General features: G+C 70.0%; 21 protein-coding genes and 1 riboswitch. Of the genes, 6 read left to right on the top strand and 15 right to left on the bottom strand.

What is annotated here, in order from left to right; translation table 11 throughout:
* Nucleotides 1-52: 52 nt before the first annotated feature.
* The gene (gene sepH, locus ABD798_RS05335; RefSeq protein ID WP_344871381.1) at nt 53-1,003 is read left to right on the top strand and encodes a septation protein SepH; all 951 of its coding nucleotides are present in this window, start codon (nt 53-55) and stop codon (nt 1,001-1,003) included.
* A 79-nt stretch (nt 1,004-1,082) separates the two neighbouring features.
* Here sepH and ABD798_RS05340 read toward each other — a convergent pair whose 3' ends face one another.
* The gene (locus ABD798_RS05340; protein ID WP_344871382.1) at nt 1,083-1,535 is read right to left on the bottom strand and encodes a MarR family winged helix-turn-helix transcriptional regulator; all 453 of its coding nucleotides are present in this window, start codon (nt 1,533-1,535) and stop codon (nt 1,083-1,085) included.
* 353 nt (nt 1,536-1,888) lie between these two features.
* Between ABD798_RS05340 and ABD798_RS05345 the strand changes: the two genes are divergently transcribed.
* Complete coding sequence (locus ABD798_RS05345; RefSeq protein WP_344871383.1) at nt 1,889-3,658, top strand: ABC transporter ATP-binding protein; 1,770 nt, start codon at nt 1,889-1,891, stop codon at nt 3,656-3,658.
* The gene (locus ABD798_RS05350; RefSeq protein WP_344871384.1) at nt 3,655-5,427 is read left to right on the top strand and encodes an ABC transporter ATP-binding protein; all 1,773 of its coding nucleotides are present in this window, start codon (nt 3,655-3,657) and stop codon (nt 5,425-5,427) included. Before ABD798_RS05345 ends, ABD798_RS05350 begins: the two co-directional genes overlap by 4 nt.
* A 141-nt stretch (nt 5,428-5,568) precedes the next feature.
* Here ABD798_RS05350 and ABD798_RS05355 read toward each other — a convergent pair whose 3' ends face one another.
* Nucleotides 5,569-6,162 (bottom strand): DUF2537 domain-containing protein, encoded by a 594-nt coding sequence (locus ABD798_RS05355; RefSeq protein ID WP_344871385.1) that lies wholly within the window; start codon nt 6,160-6,162, stop codon nt 5,569-5,571.
* Nucleotides 6,163-6,221: 59 nt separating this feature from the next.
* Entirely contained in the window at nt 6,222-7,055 is an 834-nt protein-coding gene (locus ABD798_RS05360) for a TrmH family RNA methyltransferase (RefSeq protein ID WP_344871386.1), read from the bottom strand.
* A gap of 219 nt (nt 7,056-7,274) precedes the next feature.
* Between ABD798_RS05360 and ABD798_RS05365 the strand changes: the two genes are divergently transcribed.
* Nucleotides 7,275-8,774, top strand: coding sequence for a glutamate-cysteine ligase family protein (locus ABD798_RS05365; RefSeq protein WP_344871387.1), 1,500 nt, complete (start codon nt 7,275-7,277; stop codon nt 8,772-8,774).
* 108 nt (nt 8,775-8,882) lie between these two features.
* On the opposite strand, the gene ABD798_RS05370 is transcribed toward ABD798_RS05365, so the two are convergent.
* Genes ABD798_RS05370 through ABD798_RS05390 form a run of 5 tightly spaced genes read right to left on the bottom strand, consistent with a single transcriptional unit; the run spans nt 8,883 to nt 14,014 of the window.
* The gene (locus tag ABD798_RS05370; protein ID WP_425549161.1) at nt 8,883-10,517 is read right to left on the bottom strand and encodes an ABC-F family ATP-binding cassette domain-containing protein; all 1,635 of its coding nucleotides are present in this window, start codon (nt 10,515-10,517) and stop codon (nt 8,883-8,885) included.
* Nucleotides 10,518-10,558: 41 nt separating this feature from the next.
* The gene (locus ABD798_RS05375; protein WP_344871389.1) at nt 10,559-11,251 is read right to left on the bottom strand and encodes a hypothetical protein; all 693 of its coding nucleotides are present in this window, start codon (nt 11,249-11,251) and stop codon (nt 10,559-10,561) included.
* Nucleotides 11,248-12,006 (bottom strand): ABC transporter ATP-binding protein, encoded by a 759-nt coding sequence (locus ABD798_RS05380; protein ID WP_344871390.1) that lies wholly within the window; start codon nt 12,004-12,006, stop codon nt 11,248-11,250. The genes ABD798_RS05375 and ABD798_RS05380 overlap by 4 nt, the downstream gene beginning before the upstream one ends.
* Nucleotides 12,003-13,001, bottom strand: coding sequence for a FecCD family ABC transporter permease (locus tag ABD798_RS05385; protein ID WP_344871391.1), 999 nt, complete (start codon nt 12,999-13,001; stop codon nt 12,003-12,005). The genes ABD798_RS05380 and ABD798_RS05385 overlap by 4 nt, the downstream gene beginning before the upstream one ends.
* Nucleotides 13,002-13,048: 47 nt before the next feature.
* A complete protein-coding gene (locus ABD798_RS05390) occupies nt 13,049-14,014 on the bottom strand; it encodes an ABC transporter substrate-binding protein (protein ID WP_344871392.1) in 966 nt (321 codons plus the stop codon).
* A 29-nt stretch (nt 14,015-14,043) separates the two neighbouring features.
* Nucleotides 14,044-14,161, bottom strand: a riboswitch (cobalamin riboswitch).
* 170 nt (nt 14,162-14,331) lie between these two features.
* Between ABD798_RS05390 and ABD798_RS05395 the strand changes: the two genes are divergently transcribed.
* On the top strand, nt 14,332-14,955 hold the full coding sequence (locus tag ABD798_RS05395) for a superoxide dismutase (RefSeq protein WP_344871393.1): 624 nt from the start codon (nt 14,332-14,334) through the stop codon (nt 14,953-14,955).
* An 80-nt stretch (nt 14,956-15,035) separates the two neighbouring features.
* Here the strand turns inward: ABD798_RS05395 and ABD798_RS05400 are convergent, their stop codons facing one another.
* The 5 genes from ABD798_RS05400 to ABD798_RS05420 form a co-directional block, all read right to left on the bottom strand.
* Nucleotides 15,036-16,403, bottom strand: coding sequence for an ATP-binding protein (locus ABD798_RS05400; protein ID WP_344871394.1), 1,368 nt, complete (start codon nt 16,401-16,403; stop codon nt 15,036-15,038).
* Nucleotides 16,404-16,634: 231 nt separating this feature from the next.
* Nucleotides 16,635-18,014 (bottom strand): MFS transporter, encoded by a 1,380-nt coding sequence (locus ABD798_RS05405; protein ID WP_425549162.1) that lies wholly within the window; start codon nt 18,012-18,014, stop codon nt 16,635-16,637.
* 4 nt (nt 18,015-18,018) lie between these two features.
* Nucleotides 18,019-18,453, bottom strand: a complete 435-nt coding sequence (locus tag ABD798_RS05410; protein WP_086820560.1) for a MarR family winged helix-turn-helix transcriptional regulator — start codon at nt 18,451-18,453, stop codon at nt 18,019-18,021.
* Nucleotides 18,454-18,470: 17 nt separating this feature from the next.
* Nucleotides 18,471-19,466, bottom strand: coding sequence for an esterase/lipase family protein (locus ABD798_RS05415; protein ID WP_344871395.1), 996 nt, complete (start codon nt 19,464-19,466; stop codon nt 18,471-18,473).
* A 58-nt stretch (nt 19,467-19,524) separates the two neighbouring features.
* A complete protein-coding gene (locus ABD798_RS05420; RefSeq protein WP_344871396.1) occupies nt 19,525-20,973 on the bottom strand; it encodes an NCS2 family permease in 1,449 nt (482 codons plus the stop codon).
* Between ABD798_RS05420 and ABD798_RS05425 the strand changes: the two genes are divergently transcribed.
* Complete coding sequence (locus ABD798_RS05425; protein WP_344871397.1) at nt 20,972-21,313, top strand: DUF2530 domain-containing protein; 342 nt, start codon at nt 20,972-20,974, stop codon at nt 21,311-21,313. The two genes, ABD798_RS05420 and ABD798_RS05425, sit on opposite strands and share 2 nt — an antisense overlap.
* Nucleotides 21,314-21,409: 96 nt before the next feature.
* On the opposite strand, the gene ABD798_RS05430 is transcribed toward ABD798_RS05425, so the two are convergent.
* Together ABD798_RS05430 and ABD798_RS05435 are read right to left on the bottom strand one after the other, a co-directional pair.
* Nucleotides 21,410-24,349 carry a sacsin N-terminal ATP-binding-like domain-containing protein gene (locus ABD798_RS05430; RefSeq protein ID WP_344871398.1) on the bottom strand — a complete coding sequence of 980 codons (2,940 nt, stop codon included), beginning with the start codon at nt 24,347-24,349 and terminating at the stop codon, nt 21,410-21,412.
* Nucleotides 24,346-25,266: a DUF3027 domain-containing protein gene (locus tag ABD798_RS05435; protein WP_425549163.1), complete on the bottom strand. Its 921-nt coding sequence runs from the start codon at nt 25,264-25,266 to the stop codon at nt 24,346-24,348. Before ABD798_RS05435 ends, ABD798_RS05430 begins: the two co-directional genes overlap by 4 nt.
* Nucleotides 25,267-25,324 lie beyond the last annotated feature (58 nt).

The following is a 25,324-nucleotide window of genomic DNA, read 5'->3' on the forward strand; positions in this document are numbered from 1 at the left end:
ACGCCGACATACCGTGACCTCTAGCGAGGTGAAGTAAATCGGGGAGGCAGTGATGCGAGCGCTGCGAGTCGTCGGGCTCGGCGAGGACGGTCAGACCGTCGTGCTGGAGGACGCGGAACGTGGTGAGCGCTTCACGCTGCCCGCTGACGACCGGCTGCGCGCCGCCGCCCGAGGGGACCTGCCCAAGCTGGGCCAGGCCCAGATCGAGCTGGAGAGCCAGCTGCGGCCGAGGGAGATCCAGGCCCGCATCCGCGGTGGCGAGTCCATCGAGCAGCTGGCCGCGTCGGCGGGGATCGACCCGCAGCGCGTCGAGCGCTTCGCCTACCCCGTCCTGCTGGAGCGCTCGCGCACGGCCGAGCTGGCCCAGCGCGCCCACCCGGTCCGCGAGGACGGCCCCGACGTGCAGACCCTCGGCGAGGTCGTCGCGCACGCGTTCAGCCTGCGCGGTCAGGACCACGAGTCGGGCAGCTGGGACTCCTGGCGCGGTGAGGACGGCAAGTGGGTCGTCCAGCTGCTGTGGCGGGCGGGCCGCTCGGACATCCGCGCGCACTGGATCTTCCACCCCGGGGCGCACGGCGGCACAGTCACGCCGCTGGACGAGCACGCCGCCGACCTGATCGACCCGACACCGAACCGCTCGCTGCGCACGGTGCGGCCGGTGACCCAGCTGGCCCGGCAGGCGCTGGAGCTGGACGAGTCGCACGGCCCGCTGGAGCAGTCGCTGCTGCCGCCCGCCGTCGAACCGGAGCAGGTTCCCGCCGCACCGCAGGAGCCGACCGGGCACGGTCGCTACCAGCCGGAACCGCTCCCGGCGGAGATGGACCCGGGTCCGGCCGCCGAGGCCGGCGAGCCGGAGCAGGCGGTCAGCACCGAGGTCGAGGAGCAGCAGCCCGAGGCCGACCGGCGCGCCGAGCCCGCCGCCCGCAAGGGTGGCAGGAAGAACCACCCGATCGTCCCCTCGTGGGAGGACGTCCTGCTCGGCGTCCGCTCGCAGCGCGGCTAGCCGCACCACGTCACGGCACCAGGGCCCCTGTCGGATCTCCCGGCGGGGGCCCTGTCGTTGTCGTCGTTGTCGTGGCAGGTCAGCCGCGGATGCGGTCGACCATCGCGGAGAAGCGCGGTTCGGCGGCGGCGCGGTCCAGTTCCGCGGTCAGCACCACCTCGTAGGTGAGCACGGCGCGCTCGCACACCGACCTGCCGCGCTCGGTGACCTCGGTGCACACGCCCCTGCGGTCGGTCTCGCAGAGCTTGCGGGTGGTCAGCCCGGCCCGCTCCAGCCGCGCGACGAGTCGGCTGATCGAGCTCTGGTTGAGCCCGACGGCGTCGGCGAGGTCCTGCATCCGCAGGTAGCCCAGGTCGCTCTCGGCGAGGGCGCACACCGCGCGGTACTCCGACAGGCTCAGGCCGTAGCCGCGTTGCAGCGCGCGTTCCAGCGCCGCCTCGACCTGCCCGAACAAGGCTGTGAGGGTGGACCACAGCTCTCGGTCCGCCGGGATCGGCGGCAACAACACCGGCATGGCTCGTTGTGCGAACACCGACTCACTCACCTTCTGCTGCCGTTATGGAAACGTCACCACCAGTTCACCGCACGAGCCGCGCTCGCGCCTCCGACTGGAGGTCTACTTCTGCATGCCCCGGTGAGGTATTGCGCGAAAGCACCCCGCTCTAGTAGTCGGCCCGTCGAACTGCCCGTTCGGATGATCGCGATCTCGGCTGAACGCACCCGCGCGAACACGCGGAAATCGACCCGAATACGCACGTGCGGCTAGTGATCGCGCCTCCGGAATAGCGCTGTCGCACGCGCGCGGTCGGCGGAAAACCAGATGACCACACACCTCCGGTCGTCGTAGCGTCGCTGGCTCGGGCCAGACGCTAGGGGGATGTTCCGGTGAGCGACCGGGGATCGACACTGAAAGAACTGCGAAGGCTGATTCCCTACTACCGAGCGTCCCGGCTCCCCCTTCTCGTGGCGGGGATCTGCGCGCTCGGCGCCATGATGGCGGGGCTGACCATCCCGCTGGTGACGCAGAAGATCATCGACGGGCCGGTGCGCACCGGGGACGTCCCCGGCCTGATCTGGCTGGTGCTGCTCGTGTTCGGGCTCGGGCTGGCCGAGGCCGGACTGCTGTTCGCGCGGCGGCAGCTCTCCGCCCCGCCGAACAACCGGGCCGAGGCGGGGATGCGCGCGGCGCTCTACGCGCACCTGCAACGCCTGCCGCTGGGCTTCCACGACTGCTGGCAGTCCGGGCAGCTGCTCTCGCGCGGCGTCGACGACGTGGCGACCATCCGCCGCTTCATGACCTTCACGCTGATCTACCTCGTGATCAACTCCACCACCATCGTCGTGGGCCTGGTGATCATGTACACGCTCGCGCCGCTGCTCGGCCTCGTCGTGACGGTGTGCCTGCTGCCGCTGGTGGTGAGCAGCTACTTCTACGAGACCCGCTACCGCGTGGTGGCCAGGCGGGCGCAGGACCAGGCCGGTGACCTCGCCACCACGGTCGAGGAGTCCGTGCTGGGCGTGCGGGTGCTCAAGGCGTTCGGCAGGGGCAAGCACCTGCGCGCGCACTACCTCAGGCAGGCCGCCGACCTCCGGGAGTCGGGTCTGCGCAAGCTCGCCGTGCTCGCGCTCATCTGGGCGGTGATCATCGCGCTGCCCGGCCTGGCGATCGCCGCGCAGCTCGGCGTCGGCGCTCACGGCATCGCCACCGGCAGCATCACGCTGGGCACCCTGGTCGCCGCGGTCACCCTCACCACCTTCCTCACGTGGCCGGTGGAGTCGCTGGGGTGGTTCCTCGCCGAGATGAACTCCGCCGCCGCGGCGTGCGAGCGCTTCGGCGAGGTCGCGGACACGGCGCCGAGCGTGACCGACCCCGCTCACCCCGAGCGGCTGCCGAACCCGGTGCGCGGCGAGGTCCGCTTCGAGGGCGTGCGCATGCGTTACCCCGGCGCGGAAACCGATGTTCTGTCCACAGTGGACTTGACGTTGAGCCCGGGTGAGACCGTCGCCCTCGTCGGCGCGACCGGCTGCGGCAAGACCACGCTGACCTCCTTGGTGCCACGCTTCTACGACGTCTCCGCCGGGCGGATCACGTTGGACGGCAAGGACATCCGCACGCTCGCGCTGCACGATCTGCGCGGGCGGGTCGCGGTGGCCTTCGAGGAGGCCGTGCTGTTCTCCGCGACCGTGCGGGAGAACGTGGCCATGGGCACCGACCGGCCGACGACCGAGGAGGAGGTCCGCGAGGCGCTGCGGGTGGCGAACGCGGAGGACTTCGTCGACGCGCTGCCGCAGGGCCTGGACACGCCGATCGGCGAGCAGGGGTTGTCGCTGTCCGGCGGTCAGCGGCAGCGGCTCGCACTGGCGCGCGCGGTGATCGGCCGGCCGTCGGTGCTCGTGCTCGACGATCCGTTGTCCGCGCTGGACGTGCACACCGAGGCCGAGGTCGAGCAGGCGCTGCGCCGCGTGCTGCACGGCGTCACCGCGCTCGTGGTGGCCCACCGGCCGAGCACCGTGCAGCTCGCGGACCGCGTCGCCGTGCTGCACGAGGGGCGCATCGTGGCGACGGGGACGCACCGCGAGCTGCTCGACTCCTCGACCTTCTACCGCACTCTTCTGTCCACAGTGGACGAAAACCTGGAGGTGACCGCGCGATGACGCGCCCACTGGAGATCGAGGCCGAGCCGGGCCGCGCGCGCAAGCTGCTCGGCTCGCTGCTCCGGCCGCACCGGGCGAGGGCGATCATCGCGATGGTGTTGGTGCTGGCGGAGAACGCGGCGCACCTCGCGGGCCCGCTGCTGATCGCCGGCGCGCTCGACATCGGAGTTCCCGCCGCGGTGAAGGGGAATCCGACGCCGATCGCGTGGTTCGTCGCGGGCTACGCGGCCAGCTCCCTGCTCACCGCCGGGCTGCGGTGGGGCTTCCTGATGACGTCCGGGCGGGTCGGCCAGGACGTGCTGATCGACCTGCGCGGCAAGCTGTTCACCCACTCGCAGCGGCTCTCGCTGTCCTTCCACCAGTCCTACACCTCCGGCAAGATGATCGCGCGCGCCACCAGCGACATCGACACGCTCAGCGACCTGATCGACGAGGGCCTCGACGGGCTGATCTCCTCGGCGCTGACGGTGATCGGCGTGACCGTGCTGATGCTGTCGCTGGACCACCGGCTGGCGCTGATCGTGCTCGCCGGCTTCGTGCCGCTGGTCCTGGCGACGCTGGCCTTCCGCAAGGCCTCCGCCGTCTGCTACCGCCGCACCAGGACCGAGATCGCCAAGGTGATCACGCAGTTCACCGAGACGATGACGGGCATCCGCGCGGTGCAGGCCTACCGGCGCGAGGAGGCGAACGCGAAGGTCCTCGACGAGCACAACGACGGCTACCGCGTCGCGCAGAACCGCGCGACGTGGGTGCTCGGCGTGTACCTGATCACGCTGCGCCTCGTCGGCTCGCTGTCCTTCGTGATCGTGCTCGCGGTCGGCGCGTGGCTGGTGTCGACGGAGAGCCTCGCGGTCGGCGTGCTCGCGGCGTTCCTGATCTACGTGCGCCTGTTCTACGACCCGCTGGAGCAGCTCGGCGCCTTCCTCAACACCTACGCCTCCGCCAACGCGGCGCTGGAGAAGATCTCCGGCGTGCTCGCCCAGGAGCCCGGCGTCCCCGAGCCCGCGCGGCCGACGCCGCTGCCCTCCGCGCGCGGTGAGCTGCGCATGTCGGCGGTGTCCTTCCGGTACTCCGACGAGACGCCGATCGTGTTGTCCGGCATGGACCTCCGGGTGCCCGCAGGGCAGACGCTCGCGGTGGTCGGCGCGACGGGGGCCGGGAAGTCCTCGCTCGTCAAACTGTTCGCCAGGTTCTACGACCCGGAGGCGGGCGTGGTCTCCCTCGATGGCGTCGACCTGCGCGAGCTCAGCGATGAGGACCTCCGGCGCGCGGTGGTGATGGTGACGCAGGAATCGTTCCTGTTCACCGGCTCCGTCGCGGAGAACATCGCGCTGGGCAAACCCTCGGCGGAGCGCTCGGAGATCGAGGCGGCGGCGAGTGCGGTCGGCGCGCACAGCTTCATCTCGACCTTACCCGAGGGCTACGACACTGACGTGAACAAGCACGGCAGCCGCCTCTCCTCGGGGCAGCGGCAGCTCGTCGCGTTCGCCAGGGCGTTCCTCGCGGACCCGGCGGTGCTCATCCTCGACGAAGCAACGTCCAGCTTGGACATTCCGACGGAGCGGGCCGTGCAGGAGGCGTTGGAGACCGTGCTCCGCGACCGGACCGCGGTGATCATCGCGCACCGGCTGTCCACGGTGCTGATCGCGGACCGCGTGCTCGTGATGGAGCGCGGTGGGATCACCGAGGACGGCTCGCCGGAGGAACTGCTCGGCCGCGGCGGGGAGTTCGCCTCGCTGCACTCCGCTTGGACGGCGTCACTGGCTTAGCGCGCCGCCGGGTTCGCTGGTCTTCAAGACCAACAAACCCCCGCCCCGGTGGTCTTCAACGGCGACAAACCCGCCACCGCGCCGAAGTAGGGCGCGGTTAACGATGATCGACAGGCGGGTTCGGTGGTCTTGAAGACACCACTACCCGAGCAGCAGGGCGAGGGTCAGGGCGAGCCAGGCGGAGAGCAGTCCGGCCGTGGCGCCGAGCGCGACCCACCTCCAGACCGGGACCGCCTTGGACAGCCACAGCGAGGGCGCGAGCCCCGCGGCGATCAGCACGTTGGCGCCGAGGGCAAACCACGGGCTCGCCTCGGCCAAGCCGCTGGACAGCGCGATGATCACGCAGAGCACGAGCACGGCGACGAAGAGGCTCACGGTCAGGCCCGTCGCCCACGGGGTCGGTTCGCCGATCGGCACCGGGGGCGGCGGGACCGCGAGGCGCGCGCGAGGGACGTCGACGCTCTCGGTGCGCCCACCGATCGGGTCGCGGTAGCGGACCGTGGTGCCCAGCAGCGCCGCGACCCGCCCGGCGAGCAGGCGGCCGCGGTGGGTGATCAACTCCAGTGCCGGGCCGTCATCCCCGTGCGGCGGCGGGGAAACCTGGCGCGCGACGGAGGCCCACTCGTGCAGGGCCGAGACCAGGGCGGCGGGCAGCGCGAGGTCGGCAGGGTCCAGCGCACGTCCCTCGCCCGCTCGGACGAGGATCGCTCGCCCCTCGTGCGCGCGCAGCTCCACGGCAGAGGATCTTAGGGCCTTTCGGGTGAACGCCACCGCTGCGGGGACCTACCGGGCGCTCAGGAGCACGGGTCAGTTTCCCTTGACGTGTCTTGGATTCCGACGGCGTAGAAGGCGATCGCGGCGGCGGTGGCGACGTTGAGCGAGTCGACGCCGCCGTACATCGGGATGCGGACGGCGACGTCGGCGGCGGCGATGGCCTCCTCGGTCAGCCCCGGCCCCTCCGAGCCGAGCAGCAGCGCGGCCTTGCCCGTGTGCAGCCGCGCGGCGGAGAGCGGGACGGAGTCCGCGCGAGGCGTGAGCGCGGCGACCTTGAACCCGTTCTCCCGCAACAGGTCCAGCCCGCCGGGCAGGTCGTCGAGGGAGGCGAAGGGCACCCGCAGCACGTGCCCCATGGACACTCGGACGCTGCGCCGGTACAGCGGGTCGGAGCACCCGGGGCCGAGCAGCAGCCCGTCGAGGCCGAGCGCGGCGGCGTTGCGGAACAACGATCCCAGGTTCTCGTGGTCGCCGACGCCCTCCAGCACGGCGAGCCTGCGCGAGCGCGCGACGAGGTCGGCGACCGGCGGCTGCACGGCGCGGTCGGCGCTGGCCAGAACCCCGCGGTTGAGGTGGAAACCGACCACCTCCGCCATGATCTCGGCCGTGGTGACGTAGGCGGGCGCGTCCAGCGACGCGAGCTGGTCCCCCAGCGCCTCGATCCGCCGCGCGACCCCGAGCAGCGCGCGAACCGGGAAGGGCGAGGAGAGCAGCCGCTCGACCACCACCACGCCCTCGGCGATCACCAGCCCCCTGCCGCCCGGCCGGTCGGGGCGGCGGTCGGCCGTGGACAGGTCGCGGAAGTCGGCCAGCCTCGGGTCGGCCGGGTCGTCGATGGTGATCACGTTCGCCACCTGCGACATTGTGCCGTTCTCAGATCCTGGACTACACCGTCCAGTAACAATCTGCGCTTTGCACTTCCTTGACCAGGACTTTGTCACACAAGGTCATGTCGATGTGACAGAGAGCACCGGTTTGGCCGCTGGTGACGGGGGAACCGCTATGCGACGGTGGTCGTTCGCTTTGCCGCTGGTGTGCCCCTCGGAAACCAGCCGACCGCACGGGAGGGCGGCATGGGTAGGGACGTGTCGGAACGGACGTTCAGCAGGGAGGACCGGCAGCGTTACCGGGAGAAGGTCCAGCGGTGCCTGGACGCGCTCGCCCGGATGCTCGCCGAGAACCACTTCTCCTTCCCCCGCCAGCAGATGGGCCTGGAGATCGAGCTGAACCTGGTGGACCAGGCGCTCAACCCGGCGATGCTGAACGCGGTGGTGCTGGAGAAGATCTCCGACCCGCTGTTCACCACCGAACTCGGCCAGTACAACCTGGAGATCAACGTCCCGCCGCGACCCCTCGCCGGGGACGAGGCGCTGGAACTGGAGAACGAGCTGCGCGCGGTCCTGGACAGCGCGGACAGCAAGGCCCACGACGCGGGCGCCAGGATGGTGATGGTCGGGATGCTGCCGACCTTGCGCGCCGAGCACTTCGACCGGCGGTTCCTGTCCAGCAACCCGCGCTACGGCGTGCTCAACCGGCAGATCCTCGACGAGCGCGGCGAGGACATGCTGCTGGACATGGAGGGCGTTCCGATGCCCGGCCGTCCTGGCGAGCGGCTGCGCAGCTACGCGGACTCGATCCTGCCGGAGTCCTCGTGCACGTCGGTGCAGCTGCACCTGCAGGTCGACCCCGACGACTTCGCCGCGCACTGGAACGCGGCCCAGTGCCTCGCGGGCGTGCAGGTCGCGCTCGCGGCGAACTCCCCGTTCCTGCTCGGCAAGGCGCTGTGGCAGGAGACCCGCATCCCCATGTTCGAGCAGGCCACCGACACCAGGCCGCAGGAGCTGAAGAACCAGGGCGTCCGGCCGAGGGTGTGGTTCGGCGAGCGGTGGATCACCTCGATATTCGACCTGTTCGAGGAGAACGCGCGCTACTTCCCCGCGCTGCTCCCGGAGACCGAGGACGAGGACCCGCTGGAGGCGATCGAGGCCGGCAGGGCACCGCAGCTCGGCGAGCTCCGGCTGCACAACGGCACCATCTGGCGGTGGAACCGGCCGGTCTACGACATCGTTGACGGCGTTCCGCACCTGCGCGTGGAGAACCGCGTGCTGCCCGCAGGGCCCACCGTGGTGGACGTGCTGGCCAACGCGGCGTTCTTCTACGGGGCGCAGCGAGCGTTGTGCGAGCAGGAGAGGCCCATCTGGAGCCAGATGTCCTTCCAGGCGGCCGAGGAGAACTTCTACGCGGGTGCCAGGCACGCCATGCAGGCCCAGCTGTACTGGCCGGGCATCGGCTGGATCCCTCCGGACGAGCTGGTGCTGCGGCGGCTGCTGCCGATGGCGCACGAGGGCCTGCGTGCCTGCGGCGTCTCCGACGAGGCCCGCGAGCGCTACCTGGGCATCATCGAGCAGCGCTGCGTGACTCGCCGGACCGGGGCGTCGTGGCAACGTGAAACCGTTGCGCGCCTTGAGGAACGCGGCCTCAGCCGGGACGCCGCGATCACCGGCATGCTGCAGAGCTACATCGAGCTGATGCACGTGGGCGACCCCGTGCACACCTGGCCACTCGGCGCCTGAGCGCACCTCAACGCCACATCGCGCCGCCGAACTCCCTGAATGACTCATTCAGGGAGTTGAGGTAGCTGAATGAGTCATTCGGGACGCTGAAGTACCTCAATGAGTCATTCAGCGCGCACGCAGGTCGGTGACGTCCAGGGTGTGGTCGGTGGTGATGCGGGTGGCCAGTCTGCGGTCGTGGGTGACGAGGATGAGCGCGCCCGGGTACTCGGCGAGCGCCTGCTCCAGTTGTTCGATCGCGGGCAGGTCGAGGTGGTTGGTCGGCTCGTCCAGCACCAGGCACGTGGTTCCGCGCGCTTGGAGGACCGCAAGGCCCGCACGGGTACGTTCTCCCGGCGACAGTGTGCGGGCCGGACGGAGTACGGCATCCGCCCCAACCCGGAACTTCGCGAGCAGCGTTCGTGAATCCACTGTGGATAGTCCGGCCGCTGCGGCGACCACGGCCAGCGTCGACTCGTCGGTGGCGAAGGCGGTGCGGAGCTGGTCGACCTCGCCGACCACCACGTTCGCCCCGGCACTGCGGGCACCCGAGACGAGCGGGAGGCGGCCGAGCAGCGCCGCGATCAACGTGGACTTCCCCGAGCCGTTGGGCCCGACGACGCGCCACCGCTCGCCGGCGCCGATGGCCAGGTCGACCGGGCCGAGCGTGACGTCACCACGTCGCATGACGGCCTGGCGCAAGGTGAACACGACGTCGCTCCCGCGCCCGGCGGAAGGCAGTGCCAACCTCAGTTCCCAGGCCTCGCGCGGCTCGTCGACCTCCTCCAGCCGGTCCAGTTGGCGCTCAGCGAGGGTGGCCTTGGCCGCGACGTACTGCGCGCCCTGCTTCTTGCCCGCCCTGACGTTGCGGTCGGGCTCGTCGTTCATCGCCTTCGCGCTCGTCGCACGCCTGATCCCGGTGCGGGACCACTCCTTCGCTCTGCGCGAGCGCTGGACCAGGTTGTCGCGCTTGGTCGCGTACTGCTCGTAGGCCTCGCGCGCGTGCCGCTCCTCGTTCAGCCGTTCGTCCACATAGGACTCCCAGCCACCGCTGAAGAGCTTGAGGCGGTGGGAGAACTCGTCCAGCTCGGCGATCGTGGTGACGGTCCGGGCGAGGAACTCGCGGTCGTGGCTGACCAGCACGATCGCCGCCCGGCTGTCCACCACGTGCTGTTCGAGCAGCTCCAGGCCGCTGGTGTCCAGGTCGTTCGTGGGCTCGTCCAACAGGATCGCGTCGGCGCGCACCAACAACACCGACGCCAACCGCAACCGCGCGGCCTGCCCGCCGGAGAGTTGGTCGGCGCCGCGCCCGTCCAGCAGGTCGGCGGGCAAGCCCAGCCGTTCGCACACCCCGTCGGCGCGCTCGTCGAAGTCGGCCGCGCCCACGGTTGTCCAGTGGTCGAACGCATCCGCGTACTCGGAGCCGGACGGGTCGTCCGCGAGCAGCTCGGCGGTGCGCTGCAACTCGCGCTCCGCGTGGCCGATGCCGGTCCGCCGCGCGAGGTGGTCGCGCAGAGATTCCCCTTGGCGCAGATCGGTTTCCTGCGTCAAGTACGCGACCGTGGCGCTGGGCGGATGGGTGCGTACAGTGCCTTCGTCGGGCGGGAGTTCCCCGGCGAGCACGCGCAGCAGCGTGGACTTGCCGACTCCGTTCGGGGCGATGAGCCCTACGCGATCACCAGCAGCGACATCGAGATCTACCTCCGCGAGAACGGTTCTCGGACCGAATGACAGCGAAAGACCGCGCGCTACCAGAACGGACACTCGCACCACGGTGCACCAGCTGTCCCGGCTGGGCAACTGGTTTATCGGGCGAGCCTTTCCTCGTCACTCCGACGTGGGCAGCTGCGGCACTCGTCCTCCACCGGAATGGTCCACCACAGGCAGCACTTCGACCTCAGGAAGACCAGCTTGTCCCCCGCCGTCGATTCGACCAGCCGCCCGGTGTGAGCGAGCCAGGGCACGTGCGCGACGAGTTCCCGGTGTGCTTCCAGCAGCTTTTCCTTCGGCGCGCGGGCACGGGCCATCGCGGTGCCGAGCCCGAAACCGATCTGTCCCGCCACCGGACTCCACGCGCACCCCGGCTCGACGGACAAGCTCTCCGCGAGCGCGCGCATGTGCCCTTCCAACACCCTTTGAGCCACGATCACCAAGCCGCGCACCGAATCGTCGATGGGCTGAACAGCCTGCGGCTCAACGTAAACGATGCTGAAGCCATGCCCGTCGCCACGGATCGAAACGCCATCCGGGTGCACGAGCACAGCACCGATGACCGTGGGCATGACAGTCACCTGAAGCACGCGAATCGCATAGCAGGAAAGGAAAGTACGAGCCGCCGACGCACGGAGGATGTGTCCGCTCGACCGTTCCTCGACGTCGACGAGTGACCGCAACACCTCAGGCTTGGAGATCAGGTCAGTGCACCTGATCGCATCGGCCGGAGGCTCCCCCACGATCACCTCAGCCTCTGGACAGCATGCCGCGAACAGCTCCTTCACACGGGCCCCTCAATGTCCAATGTGGACCCGCGCACGCAACCGCGAACCCCGAACACGTCGGCGAGCAACCGCTCGTCCAGCACCTCGGCCGGAGTGCCGGACGCGACCAGATTCCCCTCGTCCAGCACGGCGATCCGATCGCAGTAGGACACCGCGAGCCGCAGGTCGTGCAGTGTCAGGAGAACCGCGAGCCCTTCGTCCGCCAACTCCCGCAGCAGGCCGAGCACTCCGAGCTGGTGCCGGAGGTCGAGGTGGTTCGTCGGCTCGTCCAGCACCAGAACTTCTGGTCGCACAGCCAATGCGCGCGCGATCGAGACCCGCTGCCGCTCTCCACCGGAAAGCGTTCGGACATCCCGATCGCGCAGTTCGGCCAGCCCCGCCGCGCGGATCGCCGACTCCACCGCTTCGCTGTCCTCGGCCCGCATCGCCTCCAGCCAACCGCGATGGCACACACGTCCCTGCTCGACGACCTCGGTCACCGTGAGCGAGGCCGCGTGCTCCGGCTCCTGGGTGCTCGCCGCCAACCTCCGCGCGAGTTCCCTGCGCGGCAGCTCGTCCACAGAGGACTGTCCTATGTAGACTTTGCCGGAAGCAGGAGTAACCGCGCGGTAGAGGGTTCGCAGCAACGTCGTCTTGCCGCTGCCGTTGGGGCCGACCAGTCCGAGCACTTCGCCGGGCGTGACCGCGAGATCGACACCGTCGACCACGAACCGTCCGCCCAGACGCACCCTGAGGCCATCAGCGCGAAGGCTCATCCCATCCTCCGTCGATTCCGCAGCAGCATCAGGATGAACAGCGGGCCGCCAACGGCTGACGTGATCACTCCGACCGGCAGTTCCGACGGCGAGGCCAACAACCTGCCGAGCAGGTCGGCTCCGACCAGGAAACCCGCGCCCAGCAAGGCGGAGACCGGCAGCAGCCGTCGCGCGTCGGAGCCGACGAGGAACGTCGCGACGTGCGGCACGATCAGCCCCACGAAGCCGATCCCGCCCGCGACCGCGACCGAAGTGCCCGCCAGCAGCGAGACTCCGATCAGCATCACCAGCCTGAAGCGGCGGGGGTTCACGCCGAGCGCGGTCGCGGCGTCGTCCTCCGCGTGCAGCAGGTTGATCCGCCGACCCGCCACGATGCCGCCCAGCACGGCCAGAACGAGCACCACGAAGGGGATCGCGAGCGCGTCCCACCTCGCGTCGCCCAGGCCGCCCGCGAGCCAGAACAACACCTGCTTGGCCTGATCTCCCTTGGCCTGCAAGAAGATCACGAGTGACAGCCCAGCACTGCACACCTGACCCACCGCGAGCCCGGCGAGCACGAGAACGCTGACCGAGCCCGAGCGACCCGAGATCGCGAGCACCGCCAGCAGCACTCCCAACGCTCCGACGAAGGCGACCGGTGGCAGTGCGACCATCCCCAGCACCTCTACCCCGAGCACCATCACCAGTGAGGCCGTGAGACCGGCACCCTGTGAGACACCGAGGAGGTAGGGGTCGGCGAGGGGGTTGCGCGTGACGATCTGCGCGATGGCTCCCGCCAGTGCGAGAGCCGCGCCGACCACCACCGCCATCGCGACCCTGGGCAGGCGGGAATCCCACACGATCGACGCGCGCACCGGGCTCCACGTCACGTCCACCAGCCAGGGCGCGAACGGTTCGGCGAGGATGCCCCACACGTGACCGAGGGGTAGCCACACCGACCCGAACGACACCGCCAGCACGCACACGACCACCACGGCAGCAGTGAGTGTCAGCACTGTGAACAGCAGGGGTGGCCGCTTTCGAGCCACACCAACGAGAACCGTCACCAGGTCACGCCGGGATGCAGGCCGCGCGCCAGCTTCTCCACCGCGTCTGCCAGCCGGATGCCCTCGATGAGGTCCGGCAGGGTCAGCGTGACGTACTTGCCCTGAGCAACACCTGGAACCTTGGCGACGAGCGGATGTCCTTGCAGGAAGGCACGTTTGCCGTCCAATCCGCCCGCGCCGAGGTAGTCGACCAGCACCACGGCCTTCGGCGCGCGCTCGGCGACCTGCTCCCAGCTCGCGTCGCCGAAGACCTTCGGCAGGTCAGCGAAGATGTTGCGGCCACCGGCTCGCTTGGCGAGGTCGTTGCCCAGGCCGTGACCGCCCACGGTGAACGCGGCCTTCTCACCGCTGTCGTAGAAGAACACCGGTACTGGCTCGACACCCTGGACCTTGGCCGCCACCGCGTCGATGCGCCGCGTGGTCTCCGCCGCCAAGGTCTTCGCGCGGTCGGCGACCCCGAACGCCTTGCCGAACAGTGCGAGGTCCTCGGTGTAGGTGGTGATCCCGATCGGCCCCGTCGAGCACGACTCCGCCAGCAGCAGCGTCCGGATTCCCTTGCGCTCCAAGGCTTCCCGGCCGCGACCGTCCTTCTCCGCGAACGCGCTGGCGTAGCCGCCGACCACCACGTCCGGCTCCGCAGCGAGCACCTGTTCCATCGACGGGTACTTCTCCGCGATCAGCTTGATCTTCTTGTAGTCCGCCGCGATCGACGCGGGCACGTCGGGGGTGTCGGGGTAGGCGGTACCCACGATGCGGTCGGTCAGGCCGAGCGCGACCAGGATCTCCGTCGCGTGCTGGTTGAGACTGACGATCCGTTGCGGCGGCGTCGGGAACGACTGCGCCCTGCCGCAGCTCGTCACGCTGGCGGCCGACGGCGCGGGAGCTGGCGGCGGGGCCGCGCACGCGGCCAGCGCGACGGTGAGCGCGGCAGCGCTGAGCGCACGCCGAAAAGACCTGGTCATTGGCACCTTCCGTAGACCTCGACGGAGTTCGAGCCGAACGCACTCGGGCAGGTGTTCGGGCTCGCCACCGCGCGTGCGGAGGCCTACCGTTGCGGGTCAGCGCCGGACTTCGACCGGTCTTCCCCTGCCTGAGACGTGTATTCGGTTGTCGCCCCGGATGCTCCCTGAGCTGCGGCTGGCCGGTCAAACCCCTGGCACGGGTTGTGACCGTATTCCCACCCGGCACGTGTTTGGACCCACCGCGCGGCGTCCATCCAGATGCAAGTAAGTTGCAACTAAGAGAGACTTGCATCAACGAGGCACACCGGAGGCTCACCGTGGCGCAGTACGTCTTGCCGGACCTGGATTACGACTACTCCGCTCTGGAGCCGGCGATCATCGGCGAGATCAACGAGCTGCACCACTCCAAGCACCACCAGGCCTACGTCACCGGCGCCAACCAAACCCTGGAAAAGATCGACGAAGCCAGGGACAAGCAAGACTTCGGCTCCATCGTCGGGCTGGAGACCACCCTCGCGTTCCACCTCGCCGGACACGCGTTGCACCAGGTGTGGTGGAAAAACCTCTCCCCCAACGGCGGAGACAAGCCCACCGGCGAACTCGCCGCAGCCGTGGATGAGTTCTTCGGATCCTTCGACGGACTCCGCGCCCAACTCAACGCCGCCGCCTCCACCATCCAGGGCTCCGGGTGGGGCATCCTCGCCTGGGAACCGGTCGGCCAGCGACTCATCACCCAGCAGCTGAAGGACCACCACTCCAACCTGTCGATCGCCACCACCCCCCTGCTGGCCTTCGACGCCTGGGAACACGCCTACTACCTCCAGTACCGCAACGTGAAGGCCGAGTACTTCAACGCGCTCTGGAACGTCATCAACTGGAACGACGTCAACGAGCGCTTCGTCGCCGCGCGGGCTGGCAAGAACGGGCTGCTGCTCCCCTAAGACCTGGCAGTGGATGCTCCGACAAGCGAAGCTGCTCAGGAAGGACCCCGGCCATCCTTGATGGCCGGGGTCCTTTGCGTTCAGCCCAGGATGTCGTTGGCGGTGACGAGGAGCGCGCCCGCTGGCGCAGAGCGCGGTTGCTCGCGCGTGGCGACCGCGTAGCCGATCTGCTCCGGGTCGACGCCTGGGACAGCGGCTGCCTTGGTGCGCAAGGACCGCAGCACCCGCTCGGCGTCCGGGGACTTCGCCCACTTCGCCTCGCCCGCCATGACGACTTTCCTGGCGCGCCCAGCGAGCACCAGAGCGTCGATCTCCACGTTCGACGGGTCGTTCCACCACTGTCCGACCGCGACGATCTCCGGGGCGATCTCGCCCGCCACCGCGAGTCGGCGCAGGTGCGCTCGGAACATCTCCTCCCACCGCTCACCCATGAAGTCGCCGAGGCAGCCGAGGAGCACCGGCAGGATGCTCTCTCCGAGGCCGCCCTCGATCTCGCTGCGAAAGCGGGAGAGCACACCCAGGTAGAAAGCCAGAAAGTTGTCGGACACTCGATAGCTGACCTTCTTGGTCCGCCCCCGCTCGGTGACCGGCTCCCGCTTTTCGAGAAGGCGCAACTGGATCAGCCGCTCGATCGTGCGGGCGGGCTCCGCTCCCAAGGTGTCCTTGATCTGTCCGTACCTGGTGGCGCCGGAAGCGACCGCGTGCAGCACAGCAGACGGTTGGTCTCCGTGCTCGGCCTCGGTGGCCAGGACGAGCTGGCCCTCGGTGAGCAGCGGCGCACCCGGCCGTGCGACGAGCCGGAGCAGGTTCTCGGTCACATCTGCTGAGGAGTCCCACCAGGACAGGTAGAGCGGGACGCCGCCGAGAAGCCCGTAGACGAGTGCCCGGTCGGAGGCAGCCAGCGAGGGCAGCAGCAAAGCGGCCTCGTGTGGTTGGAACGGATGCACGAGGAGTGAGATGTCGAATCGGCCGTAGAGCGGCGCACGTTCTTCCTGGAGCATTTCCATGCGCCGCACGGCCGAGCCGCACAGCAGCAACCTGAGCTTCGTGCGTCCCGCGACCCGGTCGAAAAGCGCACGAATCACGCCCGGAAGCTCTGGAGAACCCTTGACCAGTTCCGGGAACTCGTCGAGCACCACCAGCAACGGCTCGTCCGTGGCGAGCAGCGCAAGGTCCTCAAGGGCGTCATCCCAGTCGGTGTAGGGCCGCGCGGTCAGATCGCGCAGCCGGTGCGACTGTGTGGCGGCCACTTGGCGGGCGAGCTGGACGAGCTCTGCGCGTGCCGAGCGACCAGCGCCGGTGTGGAACACGCTGCGCAGGTCACGGGCGAAGTGATGCAACAACGCGGTCTTGCCGACCCGACGCCGCCCCCAGACAACGGCCAGCTGCCTGCCGGTCAGCCACCAGCGCTCCAGAGCAGCCAGTTCGTCGACGCGGTTGACGAACATCGCACCTCACCCACCAGTCATAACTTACGCCGGACGTAACTCACGGCCAGCGTAACTTACGCGGCACGTAAGTTATGTCTGATGTCAGTTCACTGACCGGCACAAACGAAAAGCCCCTGACTCCCGGTCGGAAGTCAGGGACTCTTCATGTTCCCGAACTGACTGCCGCTCCCACCACGAAGCGGACAAGAATTAGGTTAGCCTAACTACACCAGGGTGGCAAGCCCCCGCTCACTTCCGAGTGAGCACCCGGAGTCGGACCAGGCGCCGCACCGGCAGTTCGACCCCACCACGGCGCATCAGCACAACCCCGCAGACCAGCGCGAACAGCAGCGAGATGGCCCCGCCGAGGAACACCGGCGAACGCGGCCCCCAGTGCTCGGCGACCCACCCCATCAGGGGACTGCCGAGCGGGTTCCCGCCCAGGAACACCAGCATGTAGAGGCCCATCACACGGCCGCGCATCTCCGGGGCGACCGAGAGCTGCACGATCGCGTTGGAGACCGTCGTGAAGGTCAGCGCGGCGGCTCCGGTGAGCACCAGCAGCGCCCCCATGGTCCACGGATCGGGCATGAAGCCGGTGATGATCTCCAGCACGCCGAAGGCCGCGGCGCCGCCGATGAGCAGCCGTTGGCGGGGCTGCCCCCTGCTGCTGCGCCGCGCGGCCATGATCGCGCCGGAGAGCGTGCCGACGGCGATCGCGGTGGACAGCGCGCCGTAGAGGGAGGCGTCGCCGTGGAACTCGTTGCGCGAGATCACGGCCAGGGTGGAGTGGAAGTTCAGCCCGAAGGTGCTCACACCGAACGCCAACACCATGATCACGACCAGGTCGGCGCGCCCGCGCACGTAGCGCAGGCCCTCGCGGAGCTGGCCGCGCCCGCGCGGGACCGGCTTGGAGCGGAAAAGCTCGGCCGGGTTCATCAGCACGAGCCCGGTGATCACCCCGGCGAAGCTGGCGCCGTTGACGATGAACACCCAGCCGGTGCCGACCCAGTTGATCATGAGGCCTGCGAGGGCCGGGCCGAGGATGCGGGCGATGTTGAAGGTCATCGAGTTCAGCGCGACCGCGTTGGTGACCTGCGCCTTGCCGACCATCTCCACGGAGAAGGACTGCCGCACCGGCGTCTCCACCGCGGTGAACACGCCCAGCACCAGGCAGAGCAGGTAGACGTGCCACAGCTGCACGACGCCGGTCACGTCCAGCACGCCGAGGGTCAGCCCGCACAGGCCGATCGCCGCCTGGAGCACGATGAGGAACTTCCGCTTGTCCAGCCGGTCGGCGAGCACGCCCGCCCACAGCGACAGCGCGAGCGTCGGCGCGAACTGGATCGCGACGGCGATGCCCAGCGCGACAGGGCTGCCGTCGGAGAGCTGGAGCACCAGCCAGTCCTGGGCGACGCGCTGCATCCACACGCCGATGAGCGAGATGACCTGCCCGGAGGCGTAGAGGCGGTAGTTGCGCGTCCGCAGCGAGGAGAACATGCCGCCGCGCGGCTTCTCGTCCTCCGAGGGAGCCTTTATGTCCACAATAGACGGAGGGGGTGTGCCTGGCGGGGAGTGGTTGTCGTCGAGCTGCTGCTGTGCTCTGGTGTTCCCCGCGTGAATCGGCACTTCGTTACTGCCCCGCCATCCTGTCGATGATCTCAGCCGCGCGGGAGAGAACCTCCCGTTCGGACTCGTCCAGTTCCGCGAGCCGCTTGTCCAGCCAGCGCTCGCGCGCGCAGACCTCCGCCTTGATGAAGGTCCGTCCGGCCTCGGTCAGGTCGACGATCGCCTGCCTGCCGTCGGTGGGGTGCGGCGAGCGCGTCGCGTACCCGTGTTCCTCCAGCGCGGCTATCACCCTGGTCATGGACGGGGGCTGGACCCCCTCGCGCGATGCCAGCTCCCCGGGGGTCAACGGCCCGCCCTTGTGCAGGCTGGACAAAGCGGAGAGCTGGGTCAGCGAGACCGTGGAGTCGCTGCGCTGGGCGCGGAGCCTGCGGTTGAGCCGGACTACGGACAGCCTCAGACGGCTGGCCAGGTTGGGCTCACCCGGTTCAGACTCCGACATGTCTTTAGCATACCTCACTATCTCGCTGCCGGAGCGCAGGTCCCTCCGACGTAGCAGCGCAGCGGCGGCTCGGTCTCGGTCGCCTGGCCGCCGACCACGTCGAACAGCTCGCTCGGTCGCAGCAGCGGCAGGCTGGTCGCCATCGCCACGAGATCAGCCCCCGGTAACGCCCGCTGCCCGCAGAGAGAACCCGACACCCGGCGCGGATCGGCGGCCCCCGCGTGCTCCAGGGCGTCCACCGTCAGCGCGTAGCCCACGGCGTCGGCGAGCAGCGTGAGATGACCGGTGTGCCGCAACGGGCAGAAGACCTGGGTCGTGATGTTGGTGGCTTCCGGCAGCAGGCTCGCGGTCGGCTGCGGCGTCACCAGCTCGTCGAAGAGCGTGTGGATCGAGGTGTAGGACGGCCCGGGCGGGAGCTGGCCGAGGTTGGCGTTGCGGATCAGCTGCGACTCCGGGTGGAGCTGGCGGACCGCGGGCTGGCACAACGGGTTGCGGACGCAGTGCTCCGCCGCCGCGCGCGATCCCCGGTAGGGCACGCCGAGCCCGACGTAATCGTCCACTGTGGACCGAATGTCGGGCCAGAACCTCAAGGCCCACAACGCGAGCACGCCGCCCTGGTCGTAGCTGACCACCGAGACCTTGTTGCCGCTGCGCTCCGCGACGGTGCGGATCGCGTGCACGACGTACTCGGCCGCGTCCTGCATGTCGTCCATGCCCTTGCCCGGCAGGTCGAGCACGCACACGGGCCGGTTGAGCTTGCCGAGCGCTCGGCGGTAGCCCCAGTCCCAGGTCTCCGCCGCGCTCAGCCCGGTGCCGTGCACGAGCAGCACCGGCTTCGCGGTCCCGGAGTCGTCCACGTCGCCGCCGCAGGACAGCGCGGTGTTCAGCGCGGACGCCGGGGTGTGCAGGACGGGGCCGGGTGGTGGGGGCTGGGGAACCGCTTCCGCCGGGAGCGAGAACGTCGCGATCACCGCAGCACAGGGCAGGAGCCGCCAGAGCTTGTTGATCCCCACGACTTCCGAGGCTAGGCGCCGTTCCCCCGCCCAGCCACGCGAGTCACCCGGCTGTGGGTCAGATGCCCAGAGCCTGGCGGAGGGGGCCGACCGCGAAGTACGCGATGAAGGCCACCGAGACGACCCACATCAGCGGGTGCACCTTGCGCGCCTTGCCGGTCACCACCTGGAGCAGCACGTAGCTGATGAAGCCCGCGCCGATGCCGTTGGCGATGGAGTAGGTGAACGGCATGACCACGATCGTCAGGAACGCGGGCAGCGCGATGGTGAAGTCGGAGAAGTCGATCTCCCGCACCTGGCTGACCATGAGCGCGCCGACGATCACCAGCGCGGGCGCGGCCGCTTCGACGGGGATGACCTGGTAGAGCGGGGTGAAGAACATGGCGGCCAGGAACAGCAGGCCGGTCACCACGTTCGCCAGCCCGGTGCGCGCGCCCTCGGCGATCCCCGCGGCCGACTCGATGTAGACGGTGTTCGACGATGAGGACGCCAAACCGCCCGCGACCGCGCTCGCACCGTCGACGAACAGGGCCTTGCCGGTGTTGGGCAGCTGGCCGTCCTTGTCGAGCAGGTCGGCCTCCTTCGCGAGACCGGTCATCGTGCCGATGGTGTCGAAGAAGTCGGTCAGCACCAGCGTGAACACCAGCAGCGCCACCGTGATCGCGGGCAGCCGCCACCACGCGCCGAAGGACACGTCGCCGACCAGCGAGAGGTCGGGAAGGCCGAAGACCTGGTCGGGAAGGCCCGGGTAGCCCAGGCTCCAGCCCTTGGGGTCGGTGCCCTTGGACGGTCCGGCCTTGAAGATCGCCTCGATGACCATCGCCATCGCGGTGCTGCCGAGCACGCCGATCAGGATCGCGCCGCGGACCTTGCGCGCCACCAGGACCCCGGTGAGCAGCAGCCCGAACACGAAGACGAAGGTCGGCCACGACGCGATCGACCCGTTGATGCCCAGTCCGACCGGCACCGTGGTCTTGGCGTCGTCGGGCAGGCGGCGGACGAACCCCGCGTCGACGAAGCCGATCAGGCAGATGAACAGGCCGATGCCGACCGCGATGGCGGCTTTGAGCTCCGGCGGCACGGAGTTGAACACGGCCGTGCGGAAACCCGTCGCGACGAGCACCAGCACCACGAGGCCGTTGACCACGACCAGGCCCATCGCCTCCGGCCAGGTCATCTGCGGCGCGAGGGTGACCGCGACCAGGCTGTTGATGCCGAGCCCGGTCGCGATGGCGAAGGGGTAGTTCGCGATCAGTCCGAAGAGGATGGTCATCACGCCCGCGACCAGCGCGGTCACGGCGGCGACCTGCGGAACCGGGAGGATGTTGCCGAGCACGTCGCGCTTGGCGCCCGCGTCGTCAACGGCGAAACTGCCCATGATCAGCGGGTTCAGCACCACGATGTAGGCCATCGTGACGAAGGTGACCAGCCCGCCGCGGACCTCCCGGCCCACCGTCGAGCCGCGCTCGCTGATCTTGAAGTAGCGGTCCAGCCTGCCTGAGCCCATGCGCACTCCCTACCGCGGTGTTTCGGCCGGTAGCCTGCCCGATGTGGCGGAGAAGAGCGAACGCGGCCAGGTTACGAGTGCGGAAAGTCCCGCGCCCCCGCCGCTGCCCCGTGCCCTCGCGGACCCGGTCCCGCTGATCGCGGCCGGCACCGCGCTGTGGTTCGTGGCCTTCGCGGTGCTGCTGGTGCTGCGCACGGGCTTCGACACCGGCCAGTGGGTCTGGGTGTGGACCACGCTCTGCGGCGGCGTCCTCGGCCTCATGGGCTGGTCGATCATCATGTGGCAGCGCCGCGCCGCCCGCCGCGGCTCCCGCACCGCCCAACAGGGCGACGGCCTCTAACCCCCGCGCTCATGCGCTGAATGACTCATTGAGGTACTTGAGCGTCCTCAATGACTCATTCAGCTACCTCAACTCCCTGAATGAGTCATTCAGGGACTACGCGAGGTGGGTGGTGGCGGTGGGGGAAGCGAGCAGCGCGGAGAGCTGGTGGCGTTGGGGCCAGCGGCCGAGCACGTGGGCCAATGCGCGGGCCAGGCCGGAGGGAGCCTCGGTGGTGTGGAGGCGGCCGGAGTCGTCGCGCCACCACTCGGCCTCGTGCTCCGCTCCACGCACGCTCACCACGAGGCGGTCGTGCAGGACGACCTCGCCGTCGGGGAAGGGCACGCCGATGAGGTCGCACGCCTCCACGACGCCGTCGAGGTCGGCCCACTCGGACGCGGTGCCGGTGCTGACCACGGACGCCTGCGCGTAGTCCGACGCGAGCGGGAGATCGAGCAGGTCGGCGAGGACTTCGGGCGTGCCACCGCCGACGAGCGTGCCCGCGTCGAGCACGGGCAGCAGCCACGGGCCGTCGAGCACCACGGCGTACTCGGTGGACACGACGTCGCCGGTGAGCGCGCGGACGAACTCGGGAACGTCCACATCGGAGGGTTCGAACAGCCCGTCGGAGACGGCGCCCGCGAGCACCGAGTGCGCGCGCAACATGGTGCCGTCGCGCACGAGCCGGTCCTCATCCCCTAGGCGCGCAAGGAGATCCTCGGCGTCGAAGGCGTCGTCGACCGAGAGGCCGGAGCGCACGCCGAGCTGCACCAACAGGTCCTCGGACAGCTCCTCGGCGGGCACGACCTCGTAGAGCCCGGCGAGGTCGTCGGCCTCCGGCAACCGCCAGTGCGTCGGCGGCAACCCGTCGAGCAGCGCGTAGCGGGTCAGCCACCAGCCGGTGTAGCCGTCCGGCTGCGTCAACGCCCGCCAGGTGTCGGGGTCGGCCGCGAGCAACCGCAGCGCGGCGGGCCACGCGTCGTCGGCGACCAGGTCGAGGTCGCGGACCGCGCGCAGCTCGGAGGGCGGGTTCGCGTCCCCATCGATCTCCTCCCACCACGCCGATTCGTCGGCGAGGCGGTGATCGGGGCCGACCGGGGACTGGTCGACGAGCACGGTGAAGCCGTCGAGCACGCCGACCGCCCGCAGCGTCTCAGCGGACCACTTCGCCGCCAGGTCTTCGGAGAGCACGCCCAGCGGAGCGTCCTCCTCGAAGATGTCCAGCAGCGGGGAACTCGGCAGCAGCAGCTCGTCGGCGCGGTGGATCTCGCCCTCGGCGTCGCGCAGCGCGAGCGCGCCGAGCCACTCGCGCGGACCGGCCCGTTCGACCAGGCGGAGCACGGCGTCGGCGAGCGCGTCGGCGTCAAGGTCGAGCCCGGCTTCGGCGTCGGCCACGCTGCGCTCGACTGAGGCCCGGAGTTCTGGCGCGTCGAGGAGTTCGTCTGCTCCGGCACGCCCAGCGCCGAGGCGCTCCAACAGCGGGTGCACGGCGTCCGCGTGCACCAGACGGAGACCGAGAGCGTCCACAGTGGACAGATCGGTGTCGAGCACCAGGGTGCCGCGCGGGCCGATCGCCATGCGACCGTCGGTCAGCGGAACGGGCAGCGCGGAAAGTTCCTCGCTCGCCCTCGGGTCGGCGTCCAGCAGCTCGGAAACCGCTTCGTAGAGCCGTTTCCACCACTCCGGCGCGCGGTCGAACCCGGTGACCGACTCGACCAGCTCGGCGAGCCGGATGCGCGCAACACCCAACGCCTGCAACGCTTTCGCGTGCGAGTTCTGCGCGAACTCAGCGGGAAGCAGGTTCGGCACCACGTCGGCGAGCAGCTCGGCCAGCTCGGCGGAGGGCCGGTCCAGCACGCGAGCCCGCGACGGCGCGATGTCCTCCTCGGCGACCGAGGTCAGCCACGGAACCTGGCGCAATGCGGAAAGCACCGCATCGCGCAGCTTTCCGTCCACATCGGACAGTGGGAAGCCGGGAAGCGGCACCAGGGCGGTGCGGTGCTCGACCGGCAACGTCAGCAACAGGTCGGGGTAGCACCGCGCTGCGGCTTCCAGGACGCGGTCGGTGGCGGGACCCGCCATCAGCCTGCGCCGCGACGGCTCGACCGGCAGGGTCGCCAAGAGCCTTGCCGGCAACGACATCCGCTCGTCGGTCGGCGTGGGCGTGTGCAGGACGTCCTGAGCGAGCGGCTCGGGCGCTCCCCCGGAGTCGAGCTGCACGGCCCAGCAGACCGTCCACTCAGGACGGAGGCGGGCTTCGGCTCCGAGGCCGTGCAGGTCGTCCTCGCCGAGCGTGCCGTCCCTGCGGTGCACGTGCCAGGTGGTCGAGCCCGAATCCCCACCGATGTCACTGTGCACGCGGAGGTTTCCGTCGGGCAGGTCCTCGCGGCGCCAGCTCCGGCCGTCGATCTCCACCTCGGCCAGGCCGGGCAGGGCGAGCAGCAGGTCCTCCGCCTCGGCGGCGAAGCCCTTGATCACCTCGTCGGGGTCGATGTCCGCGCGCAGCGGCAGCCGGACCTCGGTGGCGAAGCCCTCGGGCACACCCGGCTCGTCCTCGCCGACCGGCCACACCAGGCGCAGCACCGGCACGGCGCCCCCGCGCTCGGCGAGCGCTTCGGCGACGGTCGGCAGGTCCGCGCTCACCGAACGCGTGTGGTCGGCGGAGAACGCGATGCCGCCGGAGGTCGAGACGACCCTGGGCTCATCGGTCACCGCGAGCACCGCGGAGAAGCCGACGCCGAAGCGGCCGACGCGGTTGGAGTCCTTCTTGGGCGAGGCGCGCAGCGAGGCCAGCGCCGCGACGCCCTGCGCGGTCAGCGCCTCACCGGTGTTCGCGGCGCGCAGCTCTCCGTCCACAATGGACAGACGGAGGTGCCCGCCGCTGCCTGCCGCGTCGGCGGCGTTCTGCGCCAGCTCGACGAGCAGCCGGTCGCGGTAGCCGCCGTAGCGCAGGTCCTCCTCGGCGTTGGCGTCCTCGCGGAACCGGGTCGGCGAGGCGCGCCACGCGTCCAGCACCGCCTGCCGCAGCGCGGCGGTGCCGAAGGGGTCCGTGCTCATGACTCGGTCGCTGGCGCGGCTTCAGCCTCTGCGACCTCGGTGGCCTCGGTGATCTCCGCCGCGGCCTCGGCCTCGGGCGAGGGTTCGGCCGAGGGCGGGGTGTCGGTGGACGGCAGGTCCCCGCCGCGCGGCGTGTGATCGATCTCCAGCACGGAGTCGTCGTAGACCACCTCGGAGATCGGCACGATCGAGCTGGTGTCGACCTCGGCCTCCGAGTGCGCGCCGCAGCCGTACTCGGCGTGCACGACGCGCCCGTCGGCCGGGGCCAGCTCGTTGGCGCAGACGCCGAAGGCGGCCCTCAGCGAACCCTGGAGCTGGAGGTAGAAACCGCAGTTGCCGCAGTTGCCGGGCGCGGCCTTGGCCATGTCGCTGGACGGGCCGAACTCGCCCCGGTGCCAGCGGTCGGCGGCGTCGGTGCGGCCCTCGCGGGAGAGCACGCGCGGGCGGCCGAGGCCGATCTCGTAGGCGACCTCCTGCTCACCGGCGTCGTCGTTGAGCACGTAGCCGGGAGCCAGGCGCGGGTCGTCGGGCGCGGTCGGCAGCAGCACGCCGGGGCCGAGGTCACCGGCGCGGATGCGCTGGTTGTAGGGCACCCAGTCGGGGGCCACGAGGGAGGACGGGCCGGGCAGCAGCACGACCTCGCTGACGGTGACCGGCTCGCCGGCGCCGACGACCGCGACGGTCACCGCCCAGCGCCAGCCGCCGTAGCCGGGGTGCGCGGCCTCGAACAGGTGAGTGGCGGTGACGTCGTCCTCGGCCTCGACACCGACGTGGTCACCGACCTCGCCACCGGCCTCCTGCGCGGCAGCGCTCCTGGCCAGTTCGAGCGCGTCGACCAGCACCTCAGCGGGTTGCGTGGTCGCCGCGTCGTGGGTGTCCGCCGAATGGTGGCTGGCAGGAGAGGAGGTGGGCGTCACGGTTGACGATTGTGCCGCATGTCCGTACGGCGCTCGTCATGCGTGCCAGGCTGACGGC

The organism is Allokutzneria multivorans, from assembly GCF_039537405.1.
GTDB lineage: Bacteria > Actinomycetota > Actinomycetes > Mycobacteriales > Pseudonocardiaceae > Allokutzneria > Allokutzneria multivorans.

Bases quoted from the DNA above. Each gene is read 5' to 3' on its own strand.
- ABD798_RS05410 (WP_086820560.1), bottom strand. From the start codon at position 18,453: ATGTCGGAGTCTGAACCGGGTGAGCCCAACCTGGCCAGCCGTCTGAGG.
- ABD798_RS05365 (WP_344871387.1), top strand. From the start codon at position 7,275: ATGGGTAGGGACGTGTCGGAACGGACGTTCAGCAGGGAGGACCGGCAG.
- sepH (WP_344871381.1), top strand. From the start codon at position 53: ATGCGAGCGCTGCGAGTCGTCGGGCTCGGCGAGGACGGTCAGACCGTC.
- ABD798_RS05420 (WP_344871396.1), bottom strand. From the start codon at position 20,973: ATGGGCTCAGGCAGGCTGGACCGCTACTTCAAGATCAGCGAGCGCGGC.
- ABD798_RS05430 (WP_344871398.1), bottom strand. From the start codon at position 24,349: ATGAGCACGGACCCCTTCGGCACCGCCGCGCTGCGGCAGGCGGTGCTG.
- ABD798_RS05380 (WP_344871390.1), bottom strand. From the start codon at position 12,006: ATGAGCCTTCGCGCTGATGGCCTCAGGGTGCGTCTGGGCGGACGGTTC.
- ABD798_RS05425 (WP_344871397.1), top strand. From the start codon at position 20,972: ATGCGCACTCCCTACCGCGGTGTTTCGGCCGGTAGCCTGCCCGATGTG.
- ABD798_RS05400 (WP_344871394.1), bottom strand. From the start codon at position 16,403: ATGTTCGTCAACCGCGTCGACGAACTGGCTGCTCTGGAGCGCTGGTGG.
- ABD798_RS05350 (WP_344871384.1), top strand. From the start codon at position 3,655: ATGACGCGCCCACTGGAGATCGAGGCCGAGCCGGGCCGCGCGCGCAAG.
- ABD798_RS05390 (WP_344871392.1), bottom strand. From the start codon at position 14,014: ATGACCAGGTCTTTTCGGCGTGCGCTCAGCGCTGCCGCGCTCACCGTC.